The sequence below is a fragment of the Microbulbifer mixtoriginis (SeqCode) genome (assembly GCF_052467705.1).
Window position 1 is genome coordinate 4,006,602 of sequence record NZ_CP174322.1, and the last position, 19,085, is coordinate 4,025,686.

The window sequence follows — 19,085 nt, forward strand, 5'->3', positions numbered from 1 at the left end:
ATCTATACCCTGTGGACGGCAGGGTGGATTCTGGCCCACTTGGACCAACGTAAAAGTCAGGCTTAGCTGCAGATATTGATTCAACTTGTCTGTTAGGAGACTCTTTTTGAGCTGTAAGCCCGAGCGGGTCAACCCAAGCAACAGGATTAGGCACATACTGGTAATTATTAACCCCACCTAAAAGTCCAATCGGATCTTGCTGAGTGAACCCCCAACCTGTGGATCATAATACCTAAACCGGTTGCAGTGCAGCCCGGCCTCTTCATCAAAATACTGCCTCTGGAAGCAGATCGGCTGTTCTATCTGATTTTCATGTACTAAAGCAATATTACCGCAGCACTTATAAGCAACACTCCACACCACTTCACCATCTTGGTTGGTAAGGGTATCTGGGATTCACAGGTAATCCAGATGGTAGTGATAAACCTGATCATCTTCTTTCAGTGCAACAGGTTTGAAAGTCCTTGGTTCAAGTTAATAGGTACGGCTACTGAGGTCCTGTTGAGTTTGGAGATCTGTTTTGGTTTCTTGCAGGAGGACATCCACTATCCCAAAGAAAGCCTGTTTGCCCATCGCTAGAAGCATTACCAATACGACGCCCCGGAGGGTCTTATTGTAGTGAATCTCTTGCTGAGGAAGCTCTCCCCTCTCTATTACCTTAAGCTTTTCTACCCATACTAACAGCTGACGACTGTTGTAGTGGTAGCGGATTTGCAGTTTTTGTCCTTTACCGCGCAGTTCAGCTGTGCGATTGCTGTGAATGTCGTAGCGGTAGTTGGTTTCACTGCGGAATGCAAAACGGTTACCTTTGACCCGAGTGGCACAGAACTGCTACTTAGCCTCCTCAATTGAACCAGCCGTGGCGAGAATATTGTATGCAGGGGCATCTACAAAGTTTTCAGGAGAGAGGACGCCTACTTGGGGGAGGCGAGCAAGATATCGTAATGAGGACTACCACTGCTAGATAGGTCTTTCTCTATTTTGACTTTATCGGAGCAGGATTAAATACTTTCACGCTCAAAAGTTAGTGACCAAAAAATTGGCCACCACACACAAGCCCTATACAAGCATAAATAATAGCAGGCTATTTATAAGATATAATCTTAGTAATTACTCTCAAGTTACCTATCACAACGTAGTCAATAACTATTTTTTTACAGAAATAGAACTTATCCCAAAAATCCGAGGTTACACCCGCTACCTCTCTCGCTCGCGAGTCAGAAAAAAGGCGGTATCCATTTCCTTTTTTGTCTAAAAATATTAACTCCGAGCTATCACCTGGAGAAACCTCCTTAAATTTCACCTTAGGCATAATTATCTATTTCTTCGTGCTAATTTTTTTCTTGGCATTTTCTTAGGTGTTGAAAACGAAATTTTTCCAGAATTTTCTGACTGCCAAAATTCTGCAAACACCTGGGTACCCCCTCCACTATACTTTGTACCTGCTTTTGACACCTGGGGAGCAACTTCTCCGATATAAAGGGTTGCTCCTTTCTCCATTGTTACAGAAGTATAATATGTCATATCGTTATAAGCCCCTCTACTAAAATTCTTGAGAGCTAGCAATTGTCTTGCCTCATATCTAGAGGAGGGCATATCACCAATTGCTACATATGGTCCCGCCGGGTTTGAACCATCTCGCGAAAATCGATGACCTTCCACTGTATCTAAAAACGCAATCTTAACAGCTTTATCGCCCGTAAAGCCTGCCCTGGGCAGTCAACTTGTTCAATAAGTTCACACTATCCCTTAGGCAAGGTTTTTAAATGCTTTTCTAGAAGTGGATCTGAATTGATATTTCCACTTTTATTACAATCACCGGGTTGGGTACATACCGATAATTATTTGCTACCCCAGCAACCCAACCAGGTCTTACAGAGTAAACCCCTCAACCTATGGATCATAGTACCTAATCCGTTTGTAATGTAGCTCGGTTTCTTTATCAAAGTACCGCCTCTGGAAACAAATCAGTTGGTCTATCTGATTATCATGAGCTAACGCAATATTATCGTAGCACTTATAAGCAATACTCCATACCGTAGCACCAACCTGTTTAGTGAGGGCATCTGAGATACCCAGATGTTACTTGTAGAGCAGCCCCCTCTCTTACTTACATTTATTAAAGAAATAGGTTTAAATTGAAAGCAGAAAGTTGACTACGGGCATCATCTGGAGTGTATACTGCAAGAACAGGTTCTTGGACATCGTACTTATAATTGACAATCTGAAATCTGATCAAAGGTTAATTAAACGTCATTTTTCTATTCAGCTGCAACTAAACTAAAATCCACATCGAGGTGAAATATACAAGATTTCTCAGCTGGAAATGATTTTCAAGAAACCTCTCGCACTATTCAGATCGATACTTTCTCCTATGATCTGCCCCCCTCATTAGAACCCACCTTTAATAAGCGAATAAGTAATTTGACAATCTATAGTTTGCAGATCCTCATTTAGAACTATCGAATCAGGAAATTCAAAGTTATCTCTCAGTAAAGAAAAATCGATATCTCCCTTTAAATGACAAAAATAGCCAGTTCTATTATTTCCCCATAAGAAATCATTGTTTGACACCAATCCCTGCCCAAGAAGAAAATCTACCACGGGAGATAAATGATCGTAATCTCTGCCCTTTCCCATATAGGAATTAACTATCTTTTTCATTTTACTGAGACCTCAAATTAGTAAGTTTTTCAGTTATATCAGGAGCTGTAGTATTTTTCATTACCTCAAGCTTTCCTGAAACCGGCTTTAATTTATCCAAGTGCTCATCCAATATAAAATATTGATCATGAGTCTTATAACGCCCTGGATTGAACTGCGGATTTGCTTTAGTAGGTCCAGTTGCAGCACCACCAAATGGAATGTTCTCTGAAACCTCGAAAACATTTACATATTTTTTATAGTCTGTTCTCCCATCACCTGCATAGACTTGTAAGCCTTGATTCAAGGCTTTAGAGCTAACCAATCCATCTTTAGCCCTTGTGTACTCTAGAGCATCAACTGTTGTAAAGTAATTTCCAGCTACTCCACCGTCCTCTTTCCATGTCACATGGGCTAACTTTGTCCCTTTTTTTAGTTCTATGTTTTCTAGCTTATCAACACCAAAATAAGGATCTGACCCTTGATATGAAGCTGATTTTCCAGCGGCGGTTTCTTTACAGCTTAACCCAAAGGGATCTATCCACCCTACTGGATTTGGCACATACTGATAATTATTAACCCCGCCCAATAACCCAATCGGGTCCAGCTGAGTAAACTCCCCAACCTGCGGATCATAGTACCTAAACCGGTTGTAATGTAGCCCGGTTTCTTCATCAAAGTACTGGCCCTGAAAACGAATCGGTTGCTCTATCTGGTTTTCATGGGCCAAGGCAATATTACCGTAGCATTTATAAGCAACACTCCATACCACTTCACCTTCATGATTAGTGAGGGTATCTGGGGTTCCCAGGTGATCCAGATGATAGTGATAAACCTGATTATCTTCTTTTAACCCAACAGGTTTGAAAGTGCCCGGCTCGAAGTAGTAGGTACGGGTATTGATATCCTGCTTGGTTTGGGTATCGACTTTATTTTCCTGCAGGAGTACGTCACCATCCCAGAGGAAATGGGTTTGCTCGCTTTCACTCGCTTTACAAATACGGCGCCCCAGGGGGTCGTATTGGTAGTGGATCACCTGCTGGAACTGTTCCGTGCCGTTTTCTACCTTAAGCTTTTCTACACGGGCCAGCTGTTGGCCGTTGTTATAGTGGTAGCGGGTTTGCAGTTTTTGCCCTTTACCGCGCAGTTCGGCGATGCGGTTGCCATGAATATCGTAGCGATAGTGGATATCACCACGGAAGGCTAAACGGTTGCCTTTGACCTGGGTGGCGCTGGCTTGCTGCTTGGCTTCGTCTTTCGAATTGGCGGCAGCCAGGACATTGTGCGCAGGGTCGTGCACAAAGTATTCGGGGTTGGGGCCGTCTACCTGAGTGAGGCGATCGAGGGCGTCGTAGTGGTAGCTGCGGGTGCCGCGCAGGCTGTCCTCAATTTGGGCAATCTGGCCGGCTTTATTGTATTGGTAGCTACGCTCCAGGATGGAGTTTGACTGAGTTGGATCTGATACCGGGCCATTTGCTTTGCCCAAGCGCAGTTTTTGCAGGCGGCCCTGAGGATCGTAATCTCTCTGGCTTTCCAGCCCATTACCGTGTTGGCGCTGGCTTTCCCTGCCCTGTTCATCGTGGCTGATGCTGGTGATCAGCTGATCGGTGTCGCCACCTACTGGGCAGCGGTGCAGGCTTTGGAATTGGCCGGCGGGATTGAAAGCGAAGTTCAGTACTTCACCATCGGGTAATGTTGTGGCAATACGATTACCGACGGCATCGTATTGGTGGCTCAGTTTGTCTTTGCCCTGCCAATCGGCAACAACACGCCCATTAGCATCGTACTCCCAGCGCAATTTACGGTGGGTATTTTCCGCCTCAATTAATTGCCCACTGCGGTTGTAGCGGAAGTTAGTAATTCCATCCGGGGTCACTTCTTCTAACAAACGACCGAAGGGGTCACGCTCGAAGATGGTGTCGATGCCCTTACCTGAATCCGTATCCGTCACTGCTCTGGAGCTAATCAGGTGGCCGGCGCGGTTGTAGGCGTAGCGGGTCACGCGGCCATCGAAACCGACTTCTTCAATCAGGCGCTCATTGAGATCGTATTTAAGCTGGTAGCGTTCACCATTTTCGTTGGTGAGGCCAACTAAGTTGCGCTCGCCGTCGTAGTTGTATTGCAGGCGGCTGCCATCCGGATTAGTACGAGCCTTAATCTGGCTAAGGCCGTCGTAGGCGTAGCAGGTACTGCGACCTTCGGAGTCGGTAACTTCGGCCAGTAACCCCTGAGGGTTGTAGCTGTATTGGGTCCGCGCACCATCTGGGGTGATTACCGCATGGATGCGATCCTGAGCATCGTATTCGTAGCGAGTGACCTGGCCAGGGGCGTGTTGTACTTCTTCCAGGCGACGAGCGCTGTCGTAGCGGTAGTGCTGGGCGCGGCCCATAGGGTCTTTGACCGCGGCGAGTTTACCCTCGGGGTTCCACAAGTAGCGGGTGGTATTTCCCAGTGGGTCGGTAACGCTGCCGATCAGACCAACGGGGTTATAGCCATACTGGGTACTGTTGCCGAGAGGGTCTTTGGTAGCAACGATCTGGCCATTTTTGTTGTACTCACGCTGCCATTTATTGCCAGCAGCATCCGTAACTTTTGCGGGCAGACCTTCACTATTGTATTCAATACGGCGCTTATTGCCGGCGGCATCGGTTTTTTGTACCAGGCGTCCTTGATCGTCGTATTGATAAATCTCTTCGCGCAGGCTGCCATCGTCGCTTGGCAGCTGTGCCTTAGTGATCTGGCCCAGGTCGTTGTAACTGTAAAGGGTCTCGGCACCTTCAGGGTCGCGGTGATAAATGGGCAGGGCACGATCATTGAAGCGATAACGCTCTTTACCGCCGCGGGTATCAGTTACGGTGACACCCTTGCCATCATCATCCCAATCAAACTGGTAGTTGTAAGTGGCCTGCCCATCGATAGGATCGCCCCACTGGCGAACACAGCGGGCCGAGGGACCTTCGGCATCCCATTCGAAGTGGAAGCTGTAGCCGGTTTTTAGGGTACGCTGCTTAATAACATGCTGGCGGTACTGATACTGCTCGCTGTGGCCATCAGCATCGGTGGCCTTGATCAGGTCGCCTTCATCGCTGTACTCATAGTTGGCGAGTACTTTAATGCGGCCATCGCGGGTTTCTTTTTTCAATTCACCGATACGCAGGCTGTTCGCCTGCCCTTCTGGTGGGCTGATATGCAGGGCTTCACCGAGACTGCTCTCGATGCAGATTAAACGCTCATCGATATAGTGGAACAGGTAGAAATTCCCGTAGTCATCGCGAATTTCTGCGAGCTTAAGAGTCCCCTTATCCCCGATAGCTTTAAAGTGCCTCTGCACTCCATTGGGCGCACCATAGGGTGTAACGATCCAATGTTCATCATTAACGCGAGTAAGCGTTAACTGCTCCACCACATTGTGGCTGCGGCCACTGTCACCCGGTGCCGGCAAGTTAATCACTCGGCCCTCGGCATCGTGGAGCTGCACCGCTTTACCGGGTCGCCATATCAGCTTTTCCCCCAGGGTATGGGTCCAGCCGTGTCCCATACCAAAGTCTTTGGGGTTACTGCTGCGGTAAGTACGCGCTACAGTGATTGGCAGAGGCCCATCTAATACCGTATCCACCAGAGTGAGACGCTCCTCACCGGTTTTTAGGTTGATAGGCTCTCCGCCCTCACAGGCATTCGCATTGCACTGGGAAGTACCACCATTCTGGTTTGTACCTGTTTCACTGTTGGCTCTATCAGGCTCGTTGGAGGCGGAGTTGCCACCTGCTTGACTCCCGCCCTCTGTGTTGGAGCCGGAACCAGCACCCTGGCTACTTTGATTGCCATTGCTGGAACCGCTAGAAGAGCTATTGCTAGTACTAGAGCTACCACTAGAGGAAGTACTGCTTGAGGAGGAACCGCTTGACGAGGGGCCGCTGGAAGATGACGGCACTGAAGCCTCTGAAGAGCTTAAATCGGAGAAGCTGGCTCCATTGCCCTTGACATTGCCACCGCGTTTTTTGGAGAGCAAATTGTGCTGCTTTTTCAGCTTGGCAAAATCCATCATCAGGTCGCCGATGCCACGGAAGGCTTTTAGCAGGCGCGTATTTTTCGCCATAGCCGCTACCGCACCAATACCCCCTGTAGCCGCAGCCAACACGATAGTGAGAATAATCTCAAAAGCTCCACCACCGGCCATTTCGGTGATTTCTAAACTGTGCTGGGCACTGGCGTAATCCTTGGCAAAACGGATGATGATATCGCGTAGCGCCGGATCGTCATAAATCAGTTCAGCCACCTCAAGGGCCAGATCAAATTGCTGCTTGGTGATTTTAGAGGGGTCGAAGCCGAGTACATCTACCGCTTCTCGCTGAACAGCCGATAAATATTCCCGTTGAGACTCTACAAGACTTTTATCATGTAGCAGGTAATTGACAACCGCTTTATTTTGCTCAAAGGACTGACGTACAGGATGGATTAGTGCAGCCACTTCAAGCACGTCTTTAGCCCAAACGGCCAGCCCCCAGGCAGCGTTGCCCAGGCCCGTAGCGCCTCGATTAATATAAGCACCTACCTTCTCTAGACCCGAGCGCTGTTCATGGCGCTGCTGAATCAACGCAGCCTCAGCCCGCTCTTGAGCAATAATCTGCTGAAACCCTATACGGATTTTGCTGAGCAGTTGCGCCTGCTTGTCGACCAGCTCGGTAGCGGCAAATGGGGCTTCCTCAATAATCAGGCGGTTTTGTACCAGGGCCAGGTAGATTTCTTTTTCCCGGCTGGTTAAATGTCCCGGAGCTTCACTTAAGGGGCCAAGAAATATCGTACCCGACTGACTGGACTGGATACTGACACTCAGCGTATTGCAGGAAATCCCATTCAAGCCGAAAAAGTATTCATAGATCTCCTGAATGGCGGCGTTATCGAACATAGATAAGAGCTGGGTGGCATCCACCTGCAGGGGAATACCCATCTGGTACGCCCAGCCAACTCTCACCATATAACGAATGCCTTGCCTATTCTCGACACTTAGCTGCATGGATAATCCTTCAAACGCCGTAAGCCCGCTCTACGCCAGCTTCTTTTATCTTTGCCAGATCCAATAAATCATCCCGATTTATCTTCACATCTATTTACAACCCGGCGCACATGGCCGGCCTCTATTCCAATAAAAATTGTTCACTCTGCAAGTAATAACACGATTAGTACTTGTCACAGCCCAAAATCTTTTGGATTAGGATGTTCGCAATTTGTGAAATCTTAAATAGTAAACCTCATGATCCCGAAAGCTTATGGAAAACTACTTGCCAATAGCTCCAATTTACCGGCACCTGGATGGGATGAGGCCAAAGCTACCGGTAAGGGATACCTGAAATTGCGACCTATCTGGGCAGATTACCGCAAATAGGTCGGGGGGGATAGATAAACGGCATTACACGAGTACGACAACGAGAGTAGCGCTGCAGACAAATAAATTACTGAAAATATTTTGAATTAAGCGTAATAAATATAAAGGCAATCATCCTAGCAACAGATAATTTACTGCAAAGATCTAAAAGAAAAATCAAATTCGAATTTAACCGGCAATAACTCATTAAAAAAGTTATTTGTGCTGCCATCCCTCTTCACTGCTTTAACTAGTAGCTACTAGTTGGATCTATAGAACCACTCCAGGATCAGGCGCAACGTGAACAACATCACAAACCAGGAGAGGAGAAAAGATTGGAAAGAATTTAGAGCTGGGTGAAAAAGTGAGCAGCTGAGAATGGAGAAATGAAAAGTTTATCGACAATCTTTCTTTTCAGGTGAAAGCCATTACTAATTTGAACTCCCAAATCGTTAGTAATGACTTACACCATAAAGATTTATTCGATTTCTTTAATACGCATCGAGTTGGTATGACCACCGACATTGAGGCGCTCACCTTGGGTGATCAATACCCGCTGGCCTTTTTGCAGGTCTATGCGCGCGCCCAGCACTTCGATAATTGACTCGGTAAGGTGCCCCAGAGGCACCGTGGCTGGGTCGTAACTGATGGGCTCTACTCCGCGCAAGAGTACCAGCTGACGTGCAACATTGGGGTGCCTTGTCATAGCGTAAATCGGCAGGCGAGTATTGGCGCGGGACATCATACGCGGGGTTCGGCCAGACTCTGTCAACGCAGCCACTGCGCAGAGATTCTCCACTCGGGCAGCCACATCAATAGCGGCCTGGGCGATCACGGTATCAATACGATCCGAAGCACCATGTTCCTCTGGCGAGTAAGGCACACTGCCGAGATACTGCTCTGCCCCCACAATCACCTCACTCATGGATTCCACTGCAGAGACCGGGTAATCTCCTGCAGCGGTCTCTGCAGAAAGCATCACCGCATCGGTACCATCCAGCACAGCATTAGCCACGTCCATCACTTCCGCGCGGGTAGGCGTTGGGCTGGTAATCATGGACTCCATCATTTGCGTCGCGGTGATTACGCCACGATTAAGCGCATTGGCACGGTTGATCAGTTTCTTTTGCACACCCACCAGAGCGGGATCGCCAATCTCTACCCCTAGGTCGCCACGGGCCACCATAATCGCATCAGAAGCAAGTATCAGGGCATCCATCTGTGTATCGTCGGCAACGGCTTCGGCGCGCTCAATCTTGGCCACAATGGCGGCCTGGCTACCAGCAGCCTGCATGGCCTTGCGCGCGGTCTCCAGGTCCTCGGCACAGCGGGGGAAACTCACTGCGAGGAAATCCACTTCCAACTCGGCAGCCAGTTCAATATCGCGGTAATCTTTTTCAGTTAAAGCTGGCGCGGACAAGCCACCGCCAAGCAGGTTAATACCCTTGTTATTGGAGAGTTTACCGCCCTGTAGCACACGACAATACAGTTTGCTGGCAGTTGTGCCCGTCACCTCCAGGCGAATCTTGCCATCGTCGAGCAGGAGAATATTACCGGAATGGCAATCGCTGATCAGACTGGGGTAGTCGACCCCCACACGATGCTCATCGCCCCCTTCCGGAGGGCAGTCGAGATCCAGTGTGAACTCATCATTGTTCTCAAGCGCCACGCTGCCGGCTGTAAAACGGGCAATTCGAATTTTGGGGCCCTGTAAGTCGCCCAGTACTGCGACAGTTTTCCCCTGGGCCTCAGCAGCATCTCGCACTTCCCGCACCCGACGGCGATGGTCATCGACACTACCATGGGAGAAATTTAAACGCACAACATTCACGCCGGCACGAATCATTTCATCGATCACACGCGGCTTATCGGTACCGGGTCCCAGAGTGGCGACGATTTTTGTATGGCGAATCATATGGTCCCGTTAGATATTTGTTTGAAAGAAAATCTCTACGACCGGCTAGCACTGCAAAAGTAAATTTAGCCGGCCCACTAGAGTACAAGACGAATTCACAGGCTTTCCCACAAGGGTTTTCTAATTTAGGGGCAACCTATCATAAGAATATACTCAGGCAGATTCCGCCACCGGCAGATCCAACTGTAAAGCTGCTGCCATGGCCAAGCTGGTATCCAACATACGGTGGGAGAAGCCCCATTCATTGTCATACCAGGCCATCACCTTCACCAGATTTCCATTCACCCGCGTGTGATTGGCATCGAAGTGGCTGGAAGCGGTGGTGTGATTAAAATCCACAGAAACCAAAGGCTGGTCGCAATAGCTCAAAACACCACCACTGGCTTCTGCGGCGCTCTGCATAATACGGTTTACCTCTTCAACCGTAGTATCGCGGCCCGCAATAAACTGACAGTCCACCAGAGAGACGTTACTTACCGGCACCCGAACCGCCATTCCATCCAAGCGCCCCTTTAATTCCGGTAATACCAGACCCACGGCCGCCGCCGCCCCAGTCTTGGTGGGAATCATATTGTCGGCCGCAGCACGTGCCCGATAAATATCCGCATGTACCGCATCCTGAGTGTTTTGGTCGTTGGTATAGGCATGCACCGTGGTCATAAAGCCCCGCTCAATTCCCAGCGTACGGTGCAGCGCCTGTGCCACCGGTGCCAGGCAATTGGTGGTGCAGGAAGCATTGGAAACTACGCGATGCTCCGAGGTCAGGTTACTATTATTCACGCCGTAAACTACGGTGAGATCTGCATCTTTTGAAGGAGCGGAAATCAGCACCGCTGCAGCACCGGCTTCGATATGGGCAGAAGCAGAAGCCTTGTCAGTAAAGCGGCCGGTACATTCCAATACCAGATCCGCCCCCAGCTTTGCCCAAGGCAGTTTAGCCGGATCGCGCTCCTGATAGACCTGAACTCTATCAGAGCCGATAATCAACGCATTGCCGTCCACTTTTACTTCGGTGGCAAAGCGGCCGTGAATAGTATCAAAACGCGTCAAATGCGCATTGGAGGCAACCGGAGCCAAGTCATTAATCGCAACCAACTGGATACGATCGCGGTAACCGGACTCGTAGATGGCACGGGTGACGTTGCGACCGATACGGCCGTAACCATTGATGGCGACTTTAATTTTCATCTGGCTTTACCTTTTTTTTAGCTTCTGGTTATCCCCTATTGCATCCATTTATGAATGCACTCTAGCGAACTTTTATGACGATTTGCCTGATGGTGTAGCGCACTTGCATCAGTCACTAAAGTACTACCCGAACAATTCGGGAACGACACAGGCAATTAACAGATTAAGATTCCAGTGCTGCAGCCTGTTGCGAAAGACGGGTAATCTCGGCCCAATTTTTCTCCTGTACCAGGGCACTTGAGGCCATCCAGGAACCTCCCACACAAACCACGTTGTTAAGTGCCAGGTAATCCGCCGCGTTGTTGGGGCTCACACCACCCGTTGGGCAAAATTTTACTTCCGCTAATGGACCGGCAAGGGACTTCAGCATGGCCACACCACCGGCGGCCTCGGCAGGGAAAAATTTCTGATAACGGTAACCCCGCTCATACAGGCTCATTACTTCAGAGGCACTGGCGGCACCGGGTAATAGAGGCACATCACTTTTTTCCGCTGATGCCAATAGTTTTTCTGTAGCACCAGGGCTTACCATAAAGCGCGCTCCTGCATCGACAGAACGGCGCAGGTCATCGCCATTTAGCACTGTGCCGGAACCCACATGAGCCTCGGGTAGATGTTTGGCAATTTGCTCTACTGCAGCCAAGGCCGCTTCTGTACGCAGGGTCACCTCAAGAACATTCAAGCCACCTTTGAGCAAGGCCTCAGCCAGGGGCAACGCATCTTCAGCCCGCTCGATAACCAACACTGGGACAACGCCAGCAGACTGCAAAATGTCGGCGATATTTTTCTGCATCAATCAATTCCAAATCGTTCGTTAAGGCGCCCAATACACAGTGACCGGCTTCAGTCCCTGCTTGAGAATACTGCGCACCGGCATTTCCATTTCATCACTACCGAGCAGGGCTTCACGATAAACCCTGAGTTTTTCCTCACCGGTAATCAGTAGCTTGATATTTTTTGCCTGTAAAATGGCATTTAGGGTCAGCGTCATACGTTCGGTATTGGTACCGGTTACGGCACTCTGTTGCGCGGTAATGGCGCTACACAATTTGTCCGAACCTGGATTTAGTGCTTCTGCAAGCCCTTGCGCATGGGGAAATAAAGAAGCGGTGTGGCCGTCGTTACCCATTCCCAGAATGCACACATCAAAGGGGCGCGGCAGCTCGTCATAGGCGCGCTCACAATCAGCTTCACCCTCTACAGCACTACTATGAGTGTTTTTCATGCCCAGCAAAGTGGCCTCGGCGGCATTATTTTGCAGCAGGCTGTTTTCAATAAATGCCTGGTTGCTGCCACTGTGGGATTTTGCTACCCAGCGTTCATCCACCAGCGCCGCCGTAATCTGCGCCCAGGGCAGTGGACGCTTGGAAAGTTCGCGATAAACCGGTTCCGGGGTACTGCCTCCCGAGACAAGAAAAGTGGCTTGACCAGATTCTTTAATGCCTTGCTGCAGTTCGCAGGCACAGTCGTAGGCCAGTGCCTGTACCAGGCGTTCACGATCGGTAAAGAATTTCTCTTCTGCCATGAATACTTCCATCCATCGTTATGGATCACCGTAAAAATAGGTAATCCACAAAATCATTAGTAGGCGTTAAACCATTGGCGACCATCACGCGCTAGCAGTTCGTTAGCTTCTTCTGGTCCCCAGCTACCCGCAGGATAGGGCTTGGGCTGATTTTCGGTTTCACGCCAGTGTTCAATAATAGGGTCCACCCAGGCCCAGGCTGCCGCCACTTCATCGCGGTGAATAAACAGGGCCGAGTTATTGGCAGCGGCATCGAGCATCAACCGCTTATAGGCATCACTGCGGAAGCTGTCATAAGTGTCTGAAAGCGTTAAATTCAATTCCGCCGGCTGTAGCTCAGTGGTCAGGCTATCCATTTTCTTGGCCATCAAAATCAGCCGGATGCTCTCTTCCGGCTGCAAGCGGATAACCAAACGATTGGGGACAACATTGCCGGCACTCTCGTCATAGACTAGGTGGGAAACTTTTTTGTACTGCACCACAATTTCCGCACAGCGTTTTTCCATACGCTTGCCTGTACGCAGGTAAAAAGGTACTCCCGCCCAACGCCAGCTATCGATATATGCACGCAAAGCGACAAAGGTTTCCGTGGCACTAGCGCCACCTTCCAGATCATCCAGATACCCCGGCACCTTTTGACCATTAATTTCTCCAGCAACATACTGGCCACGCACAACGTTTTTATCTACCAGGCCGCCCTTTAGTGGGCGCAACGCCTCCAATACCTTGATTTTTTCCGCTCGAACATTCTTCGCGGTCATGGAATTCGGAGAATCCATAGCGATCAGGCACAAAAGTTGTAAAAGATGATTTTGCACCATATCCCGCAGCGCACCGGTTTCATCATAAAAACCCGCGCGGCCTTCAAGGCCGACAGTTTCAGAAATACTAATCTGTATATGGTCAATAGTTTTTGCATCCCAAAGATGCTCGAACAATACATTACTAAAACGCAAGGCCAGCAAGTTTTGAACGGTTTCCTTACCCAGGTAATGATCGATGCGGAAAATACTATTTTCCGGAAAGTAACTCGCAATTTTGCTATTGATTTCGTCAGAAGTCTGCGCGTTATAACCGAGAGGTTTTTCTACCACCACCCGGGAATTTTTACTAATCAAGCCTTTGGATGAAAGGTTTTCGCAGCAGGGGCCAAAAACACCAGGGGGAATAGCCAAATAAAAAATTCGCACTCGCTCGGGATCTGATTCGAGGATGTCCGATAAGTGCGTCCACTGTTGATCCGGTACAGAAATATCCAGGGCCACAGGGCGTAATAACTGGCTAAAACCAGTCCAGATGGAATTGCAATATTCACCATCGCGCAAATGCTGCTGTAGGGCCTGAAGTGCCACATTTAGATATTGATCGGCGTCTTGCTGGTGGCGACAAACAGGAAGAATTCGGCAGCCCTCTGCTAAGCTGCCCTCTCGGTAAGCGCGATACAGTGCTGGAATCAACTTGCGCAGGGCAAGATCACCACCACCACCAAATAACACCATATCAAATGGGTTAGACATAAATTTTGCTCTGAAATCGTTTTCTACTGCGCCGTTTCTTTTGAGCGACACATATTAATAAAGGATACTGGCACCACTCTCGGCACCACTGGCGATAGCGCGCATATTGGCAAAGAGTTCCCGGCCCATACCGCGGGCGCTTTTAGATAAATCGCACTGAGCGAGTTCGCGCGCATGTAATTCCGTTTCATCCACCAAGACCCGCAACACGCCAGCTTCGGCATCTAGCTCCACTATGTCACCATCGCGCACCTTGGCAATGGGGCCGCCTTCGACGGCCTCAGGAGACATATGAATAGCCGCCGGCACCTTGCCGGAAGCACCGGACATCCGCCCATCGGTGACCAAGGCCACTTTGAAGCCTCGATCTTGCAGTACACCCAGGGTTGGAGTCAGCTTATGCAGTTCAGGCATACCGTTTGCTCGTGGTCCCTGAAAACGCACTACCGCAACAAAATCCCGTTCCAGCTCGCCAGCTTTGAAACGCTCCAGCAATTCATCCTGGTTATGCAGCACAATCGCCGGCGCTTTCACCTTGAGATGCTCTGGTTTAATCGCGGAAACTTTGATCACACTACGACCGAGGTTGCCCTCCAGTAGCTGTAAGCCGCCGTGATGGGAGAAAGGATCGCTAACAGGGCGAATCACTGTAGTGTCGCCGCTCTCTTTCGCCGTTGGCCGCCAAACTACACCATCACCAGACTCGTTGAGGAAGGGGTCTTGGCAATAGGACTCAAGACCACTATCACCCAGCACCGTGCATACATCACCATGTAACAGGCCAGCCTCAAGCAACTCACTCATCAGGAATTGCATACCGCCAGCTGCCGCAAAGTGATTGATATCGGCTGTACCGTTCGGGTAGACATGGCACAACAGAGGCACCACTTCAGAGAGGTCGGCCATATCCTGCCACGTGATCTGGATACCGGCAGCTCGCGCCATCGCTATTAAATGCAGCGTATGGTTGGTGGAACCACCTGTGGCGAGCAGTCCCACAATACCGTTAACAAATGTTTTTTCTGTGAGGATTTTCGCGATGGGTGTGTGCTGGCTGGGCTCAGTAATTTTTGCTAACTGTGCCACCGCCGCTTCATTAAGTGCATCGCGCAGGCCAGTGCCAGGATTGACAAATGAACTGCCTGGCAACTGCAGGCCCATAATTTCCACCAACATCTGGTTGCTGTTAGCGGTACCGTAAAAAGTACAGGTGCCAGCACTGTGGTAAGAAGCGCTCTCCGCCTCCAACAATTCGGCACGACCAACCTTGCCCTCAGCATAGAGCTGGCGAACTCGTACTTTTTCCGCATTAGAAAGCCCAGTGGGCATTGGGCCCGCCGGTACAAAAATTGAGGGTAGATGTCCAAAAGCGAGGGCACCGATTACCAGTCCCGGCACTATCTTGTCGCAGATGCCGAGGAACATAGCGCCTTCAAAAACATCGTGGGAAAGGGCGATGGCTGTGGACATGGCAATGACATCGCGGGAAAAGAGACTCAGCTCCATACCTGGCCGCCCCTGCGTCACCCCATCACACATCGCCGGTACTCCACCGGCTACTTGCGCAGTGGCACCGTGGCGCGCCGCCGCCTCTTTCAAGCGTAGCGGATAAAGCCCATAGGGCTGGTGCGCTGAAAGCATATCGTTATAAGCGGTAACAATCCCCAGATTGGGACCACGCCCGGAAACAATAAGCTGCTTGTCCTTTTCTGGAGAGGCTGCAATAGCATGGGCCAGATTGCCACAGGACAGGTGCGCAGTGGCACGCCCTTCAATGTGCGCCTTCTCCACCTGAGCCAAATACTGAGCGCGGGTTTCCTCACTGCGCTGGATAATTCGCTCGGTAACTGCCTGAACCTTGCTGTGAACCATGACTCTTCCGTATTAATTCTGCTCGATGCACGCTTGAGCTGACATCGATGCCTTATTGCGGTGGCGGCACAGCCACCATTGAGTTTTCATCCCTGAAAGGGCCTTTCGGCAAGTAAAATCCCGCCGCCTGACTGGGTTGTAGTGCGGACGAAGCCCTATCACCCGGCAGGCGATGGACAAGCTGGAGAATTCCATCACCCACCTAGCAAAAAAAGTGCACTTTTTTTTCAAGAAAAACTAATAGGCTTGATCAACATCCCTACCAAACCTCAAGAAATGCACTTTCTTACCAGGCCTAATTTTTACCGGAGCCCACTAACCCCATCGGATACTAGTGGGCCAGTGAGATCAAATCCTCCCCCCTCCAGATGGAGTAGAAAGCTCACAAACCTCAAATGGCACTAGCAAATAAGGTCCTGCAAGCTTAATGAAGTGCATTATGTAGTAAAACTACAAAAAAGATCAAGAGCCAGTCTCTAGCCGACATAAGAACCAAGCCATTAGCCTGGGAAGGCCAAGTGAAACGATGCGAAACCCTCCAATAAGGAGAATTAAGCGCCACAATAGCAAGATATACGGGAAATAAATTTTTGGTACCAAAAGGTAATAATGTAAGAAAATTACAAAAAGATGTCAGATCAGTATATTTTGCTCATGCCCACTACCGCCATTAACCGGGATTACTAGCTGCTGCCAAACTGTCAGTACCGAGTGATCCCTTTTACTTCGGATGGTCCGAACAAAGAAGATGAGATGAGCTTGAGGCTGAGGCCTCCCCAGGGCAGATTTTGCTAGAGGAATCGGTGCCGATGAAAGTCACCATTAACGACGTTGCCGCACGCGCAGGCGTATCAATAAAGACAGTTTCCCGGGTCATAAACAATGAACCTTCTGTGCGCCCCAGCACCCGCGAGCGGGTCATGCAGGCGGTACAAGCCCTAAACTACCGTCCCAACCTGGCCGCGCGCAATCTGGCAGGTACCCATTCCTATTCCATTGCCTTTATTTACGACAACCCTAATGCCTACTATGTGATCGACATGCAAAACGGCATCCTCGAAGCCTGCCGCGAACGGGGCTACGAACTGCTTATCCATCCTGGCAGTGGCCGAAGAGAAACCATCCATGAAGAGTTGCGCAAACTAATAGAGCAAAGCCGGGTTGCCGGACTGGTACTCACTCCCCCTTTCTCCGAGACCCGGGAAGTTATCGATACTTTGAAGTCACTGGATGTGGAGTTTGTACGGATAATTTCCTCTGAAGGTTGCGGCCAGGGAGAGGAAAACTGCATTGCAATTGATGACGAAACCGCCGCTTTCACAATTACCCAACATTTATTGCAGCTGGGACACAGACAAATTGCCTACCTTGGCGGTGGCGCCGAACACTTATCCACCCTCAGCCGCCTAGCGGGTTACAAAAAGGCCCTGCAAAAAGCTGGCTTACCTTTTACTGAAGAGCAGGTCATAGAGGGCGAATATTCCTTTGACTCCGGCGTAGCCGGGGCGACCGCCTTATTACACTCAGTCACCCCTCCCACGGCCATCTTTGCCGGTAACGATGAAATGGCTGCAGGAGCACTTTTTGCCGCGCGCATGTTAAACATTGAGGTGCCCCAACAACTTTCTATCGCTGGCTTCGAAGACAGCCCCTTTTCACGCCAGACCTGGCCGAAGCTCACCACCGCCCACCAACCGAACGAAGATATTGCCCGTCGCGCTGCAGAACTGTTATTGGAGCGTATTCAATGCCGTGGAGGACAGGAAAAAGAACAACTAAACGGCGTAAAGCCAGATAGCAATTACCGCAGCTTTACTCCGAGTCTAATCGTGCGAGAATCCAGCGGTCCGGTAGTTGAGAAAGCCTACAACCCTCAAACTTGATTAAGAGGCAGGCACACTACTCACCATAAACCTGACGCCCACCGATCCAGGTTTTTTGCACATTAAAACTACGGTCGAGCAAAATAAAATTCGCTTTGGTTCCAGGAACAATCCTTCCGCCCTGCGAACCCAGAAACTGGCAAGGATAGAGGCTTGCCATTCGCAAGGATTCACAGATATCCAAGCCACACCAGTCGCTGATATTACGCACTGCCCCCATCATATCCAGATGCGAACCGGCCAACTCTCCGGTACTTGAAGTGAGCTTATCCCCCTCTCTAGTTACCACCCGATCAAATAACGGAAAGCTCAGCGCATCACTTCCCACCAAGGACATGGCATCAGTCACAAGAAGCAGCTTTCCATGCGGCTTAACCTTGAGCGCCAGAGTAATAGCCTCGGCACTGACATGATGACCATCAGCAATAATTCCGCACCAGGCTTCGTCGCTAACAAGAGCGGATCCCACCATACCCGGCTCGCGAGAATGCAACGGCGACATGGCATTGTACAAATGTGTAAAACCCACTGCGCCAGCCTGCAATGCCGAACGCACGGTTTCCCCATCGGCATTAGAATGCCCCAAACACACCCGCACCCCCATAGAAGACAATCGACTGATATCCTCCATGGGCACTGTTTCCGGCGCCAAGGTAACAACCTTGATACCCAGATCCTCTCGCGCATAAATTTCCCACTCCTCATCGCTAAGAGGACGAATAAATGACTGCTCATGAGTCCCCTTTTTCGACACGCTAAGATGTGGTCCTTCAAAGTGGATACCGATCACACCGGGTACTTGCTGATGCAGCGCAGCACTAACCGCATTCGCAGCATCCTGCATAATATCGAGACAGTCGGTAATCAGCGTGGGGAGAAAAGCTGTAGTGCCGAACCGGGCATGAGCCTCGCCCATTGTACGCAGCCCTGCAACATTGGGCTCTTGGTTAAACAGTACACCACCACCACCATTCACCTGCACATCCACCAACCCCGGCGCCAATAGGCCCTGTAAATATGTCGCTGAGGACTGCGGGGATTTTCCAACGGAGGCAATGCGACCATCATCGTCGATAATCAGTGACACGTCCTCCAAGATCCGTTCACCATCAAAAAGCTTCTCTGCGACCAGGGCGAAAGCCACAACCTCTCCTTAACACTGAATATTATTTACACCGAA

At 49.9% G+C, this 19,085-nt stretch carries 12 protein-coding genes; 1 reads left to right on the plus strand and 11 read right to left on the minus strand.

Features of this window, described 5'->3' with window-relative positions; genetic code table 11:
• Positions 1–177: 177 nt before the first annotated feature.
• The 10 genes from ACJJIB_RS17570 to edd all read right to left on the minus strand — a co-directional run bounded on the left by ACJJIB_RS17570 (position 178) and on the right by edd (position 16,022).
• Positions 178–363, minus strand: coding sequence for an RHS repeat domain-containing protein (locus ACJJIB_RS17570; protein WP_444886998.1), 186 nt, complete (start codon positions 361–363; stop codon positions 178–180).
• 951 nt (positions 364–1,314) lie between these two features.
• Entirely contained in the window at positions 1,315–1,524 is a 210-nt protein-coding gene (locus ACJJIB_RS17575; RefSeq protein WP_444886999.1) for a hypothetical protein, read from the minus strand.
• 867 nt (positions 1,525–2,391) lie between these two features.
• Positions 2,392–2,664, minus strand: a complete 273-nt coding sequence (locus tag ACJJIB_RS17580; protein ID WP_444887000.1) for a hypothetical protein — start codon at positions 2,662–2,664, stop codon at positions 2,392–2,394.
• 1 nt (position 2,665) lies between these two features.
• On the minus strand, positions 2,666–7,657 hold the full coding sequence (locus ACJJIB_RS17585) for an RHS repeat-associated core domain-containing protein (protein ID WP_444887001.1): 4,992 nt from the start codon (positions 7,655–7,657) through the stop codon (positions 2,666–2,668).
• Between the two features lie 826 nt (positions 7,658–8,483).
• Entirely contained in the window at positions 8,484–9,920 is a 1,437-nt protein-coding gene (gene pyk, locus ACJJIB_RS17590) for a pyruvate kinase (protein WP_444887002.1), read from the minus strand.
• Positions 9,921–10,073: 153 nt separating this feature from the next.
• Positions 10,074–11,108, minus strand: a complete 1,035-nt coding sequence (gap, locus tag ACJJIB_RS17595) for a type I glyceraldehyde-3-phosphate dehydrogenase (RefSeq protein WP_444887003.1) — start codon at positions 11,106–11,108, stop codon at positions 10,074–10,076.
• A 163-nt stretch (positions 11,109–11,271) separates the two neighbouring features.
• Positions 11,272–11,901: a bifunctional 4-hydroxy-2-oxoglutarate aldolase/2-dehydro-3-deoxy-phosphogluconate aldolase gene (locus ACJJIB_RS17600; protein ID WP_444887004.1), complete on the minus strand. Its 630-nt coding sequence runs from the start codon at positions 11,899–11,901 to the stop codon at positions 11,272–11,274.
• A 21-nt stretch (positions 11,902–11,922) separates the two neighbouring features.
• The gene (pgl, locus tag ACJJIB_RS17605) at positions 11,923–12,633 is read right to left on the minus strand and encodes a 6-phosphogluconolactonase (protein ID WP_444887005.1); all 711 of its coding nucleotides are present in this window, start codon (positions 12,631–12,633) and stop codon (positions 11,923–11,925) included.
• A gap of 56 nt (positions 12,634–12,689) precedes the next feature.
• Complete coding sequence (gene zwf, locus ACJJIB_RS17610) at positions 12,690–14,150, minus strand: glucose-6-phosphate dehydrogenase (protein ID WP_444887006.1); 1,461 nt, start codon at positions 14,148–14,150, stop codon at positions 12,690–12,692.
• A 54-nt stretch (positions 14,151–14,204) separates the two neighbouring features.
• A complete protein-coding gene (gene edd, locus ACJJIB_RS17615; protein WP_444887007.1) occupies positions 14,205–16,022 on the minus strand; it encodes a phosphogluconate dehydratase in 1,818 nt (605 codons plus the stop codon).
• Positions 16,023–16,831: 809 nt separating this feature from the next.
• On the opposite strand from edd, the gene ACJJIB_RS17620 reads away from it, so the two are divergent.
• Positions 16,832–17,905 (plus strand): LacI family DNA-binding transcriptional regulator, encoded by a 1,074-nt coding sequence (locus tag ACJJIB_RS17620; protein ID WP_444887008.1) that lies wholly within the window; start codon positions 16,832–16,834, stop codon positions 17,903–17,905.
• A gap of 16 nt (positions 17,906–17,921) precedes the next feature.
• Here the strand turns inward: ACJJIB_RS17620 and nagA are convergent, their stop codons facing one another.
• Complete coding sequence (gene nagA, locus ACJJIB_RS17625; RefSeq protein ID WP_444883987.1) at positions 17,922–19,049, minus strand: N-acetylglucosamine-6-phosphate deacetylase; 1,128 nt, start codon at positions 19,047–19,049, stop codon at positions 17,922–17,924.
• Positions 19,050–19,085 lie beyond the last annotated feature (36 nt).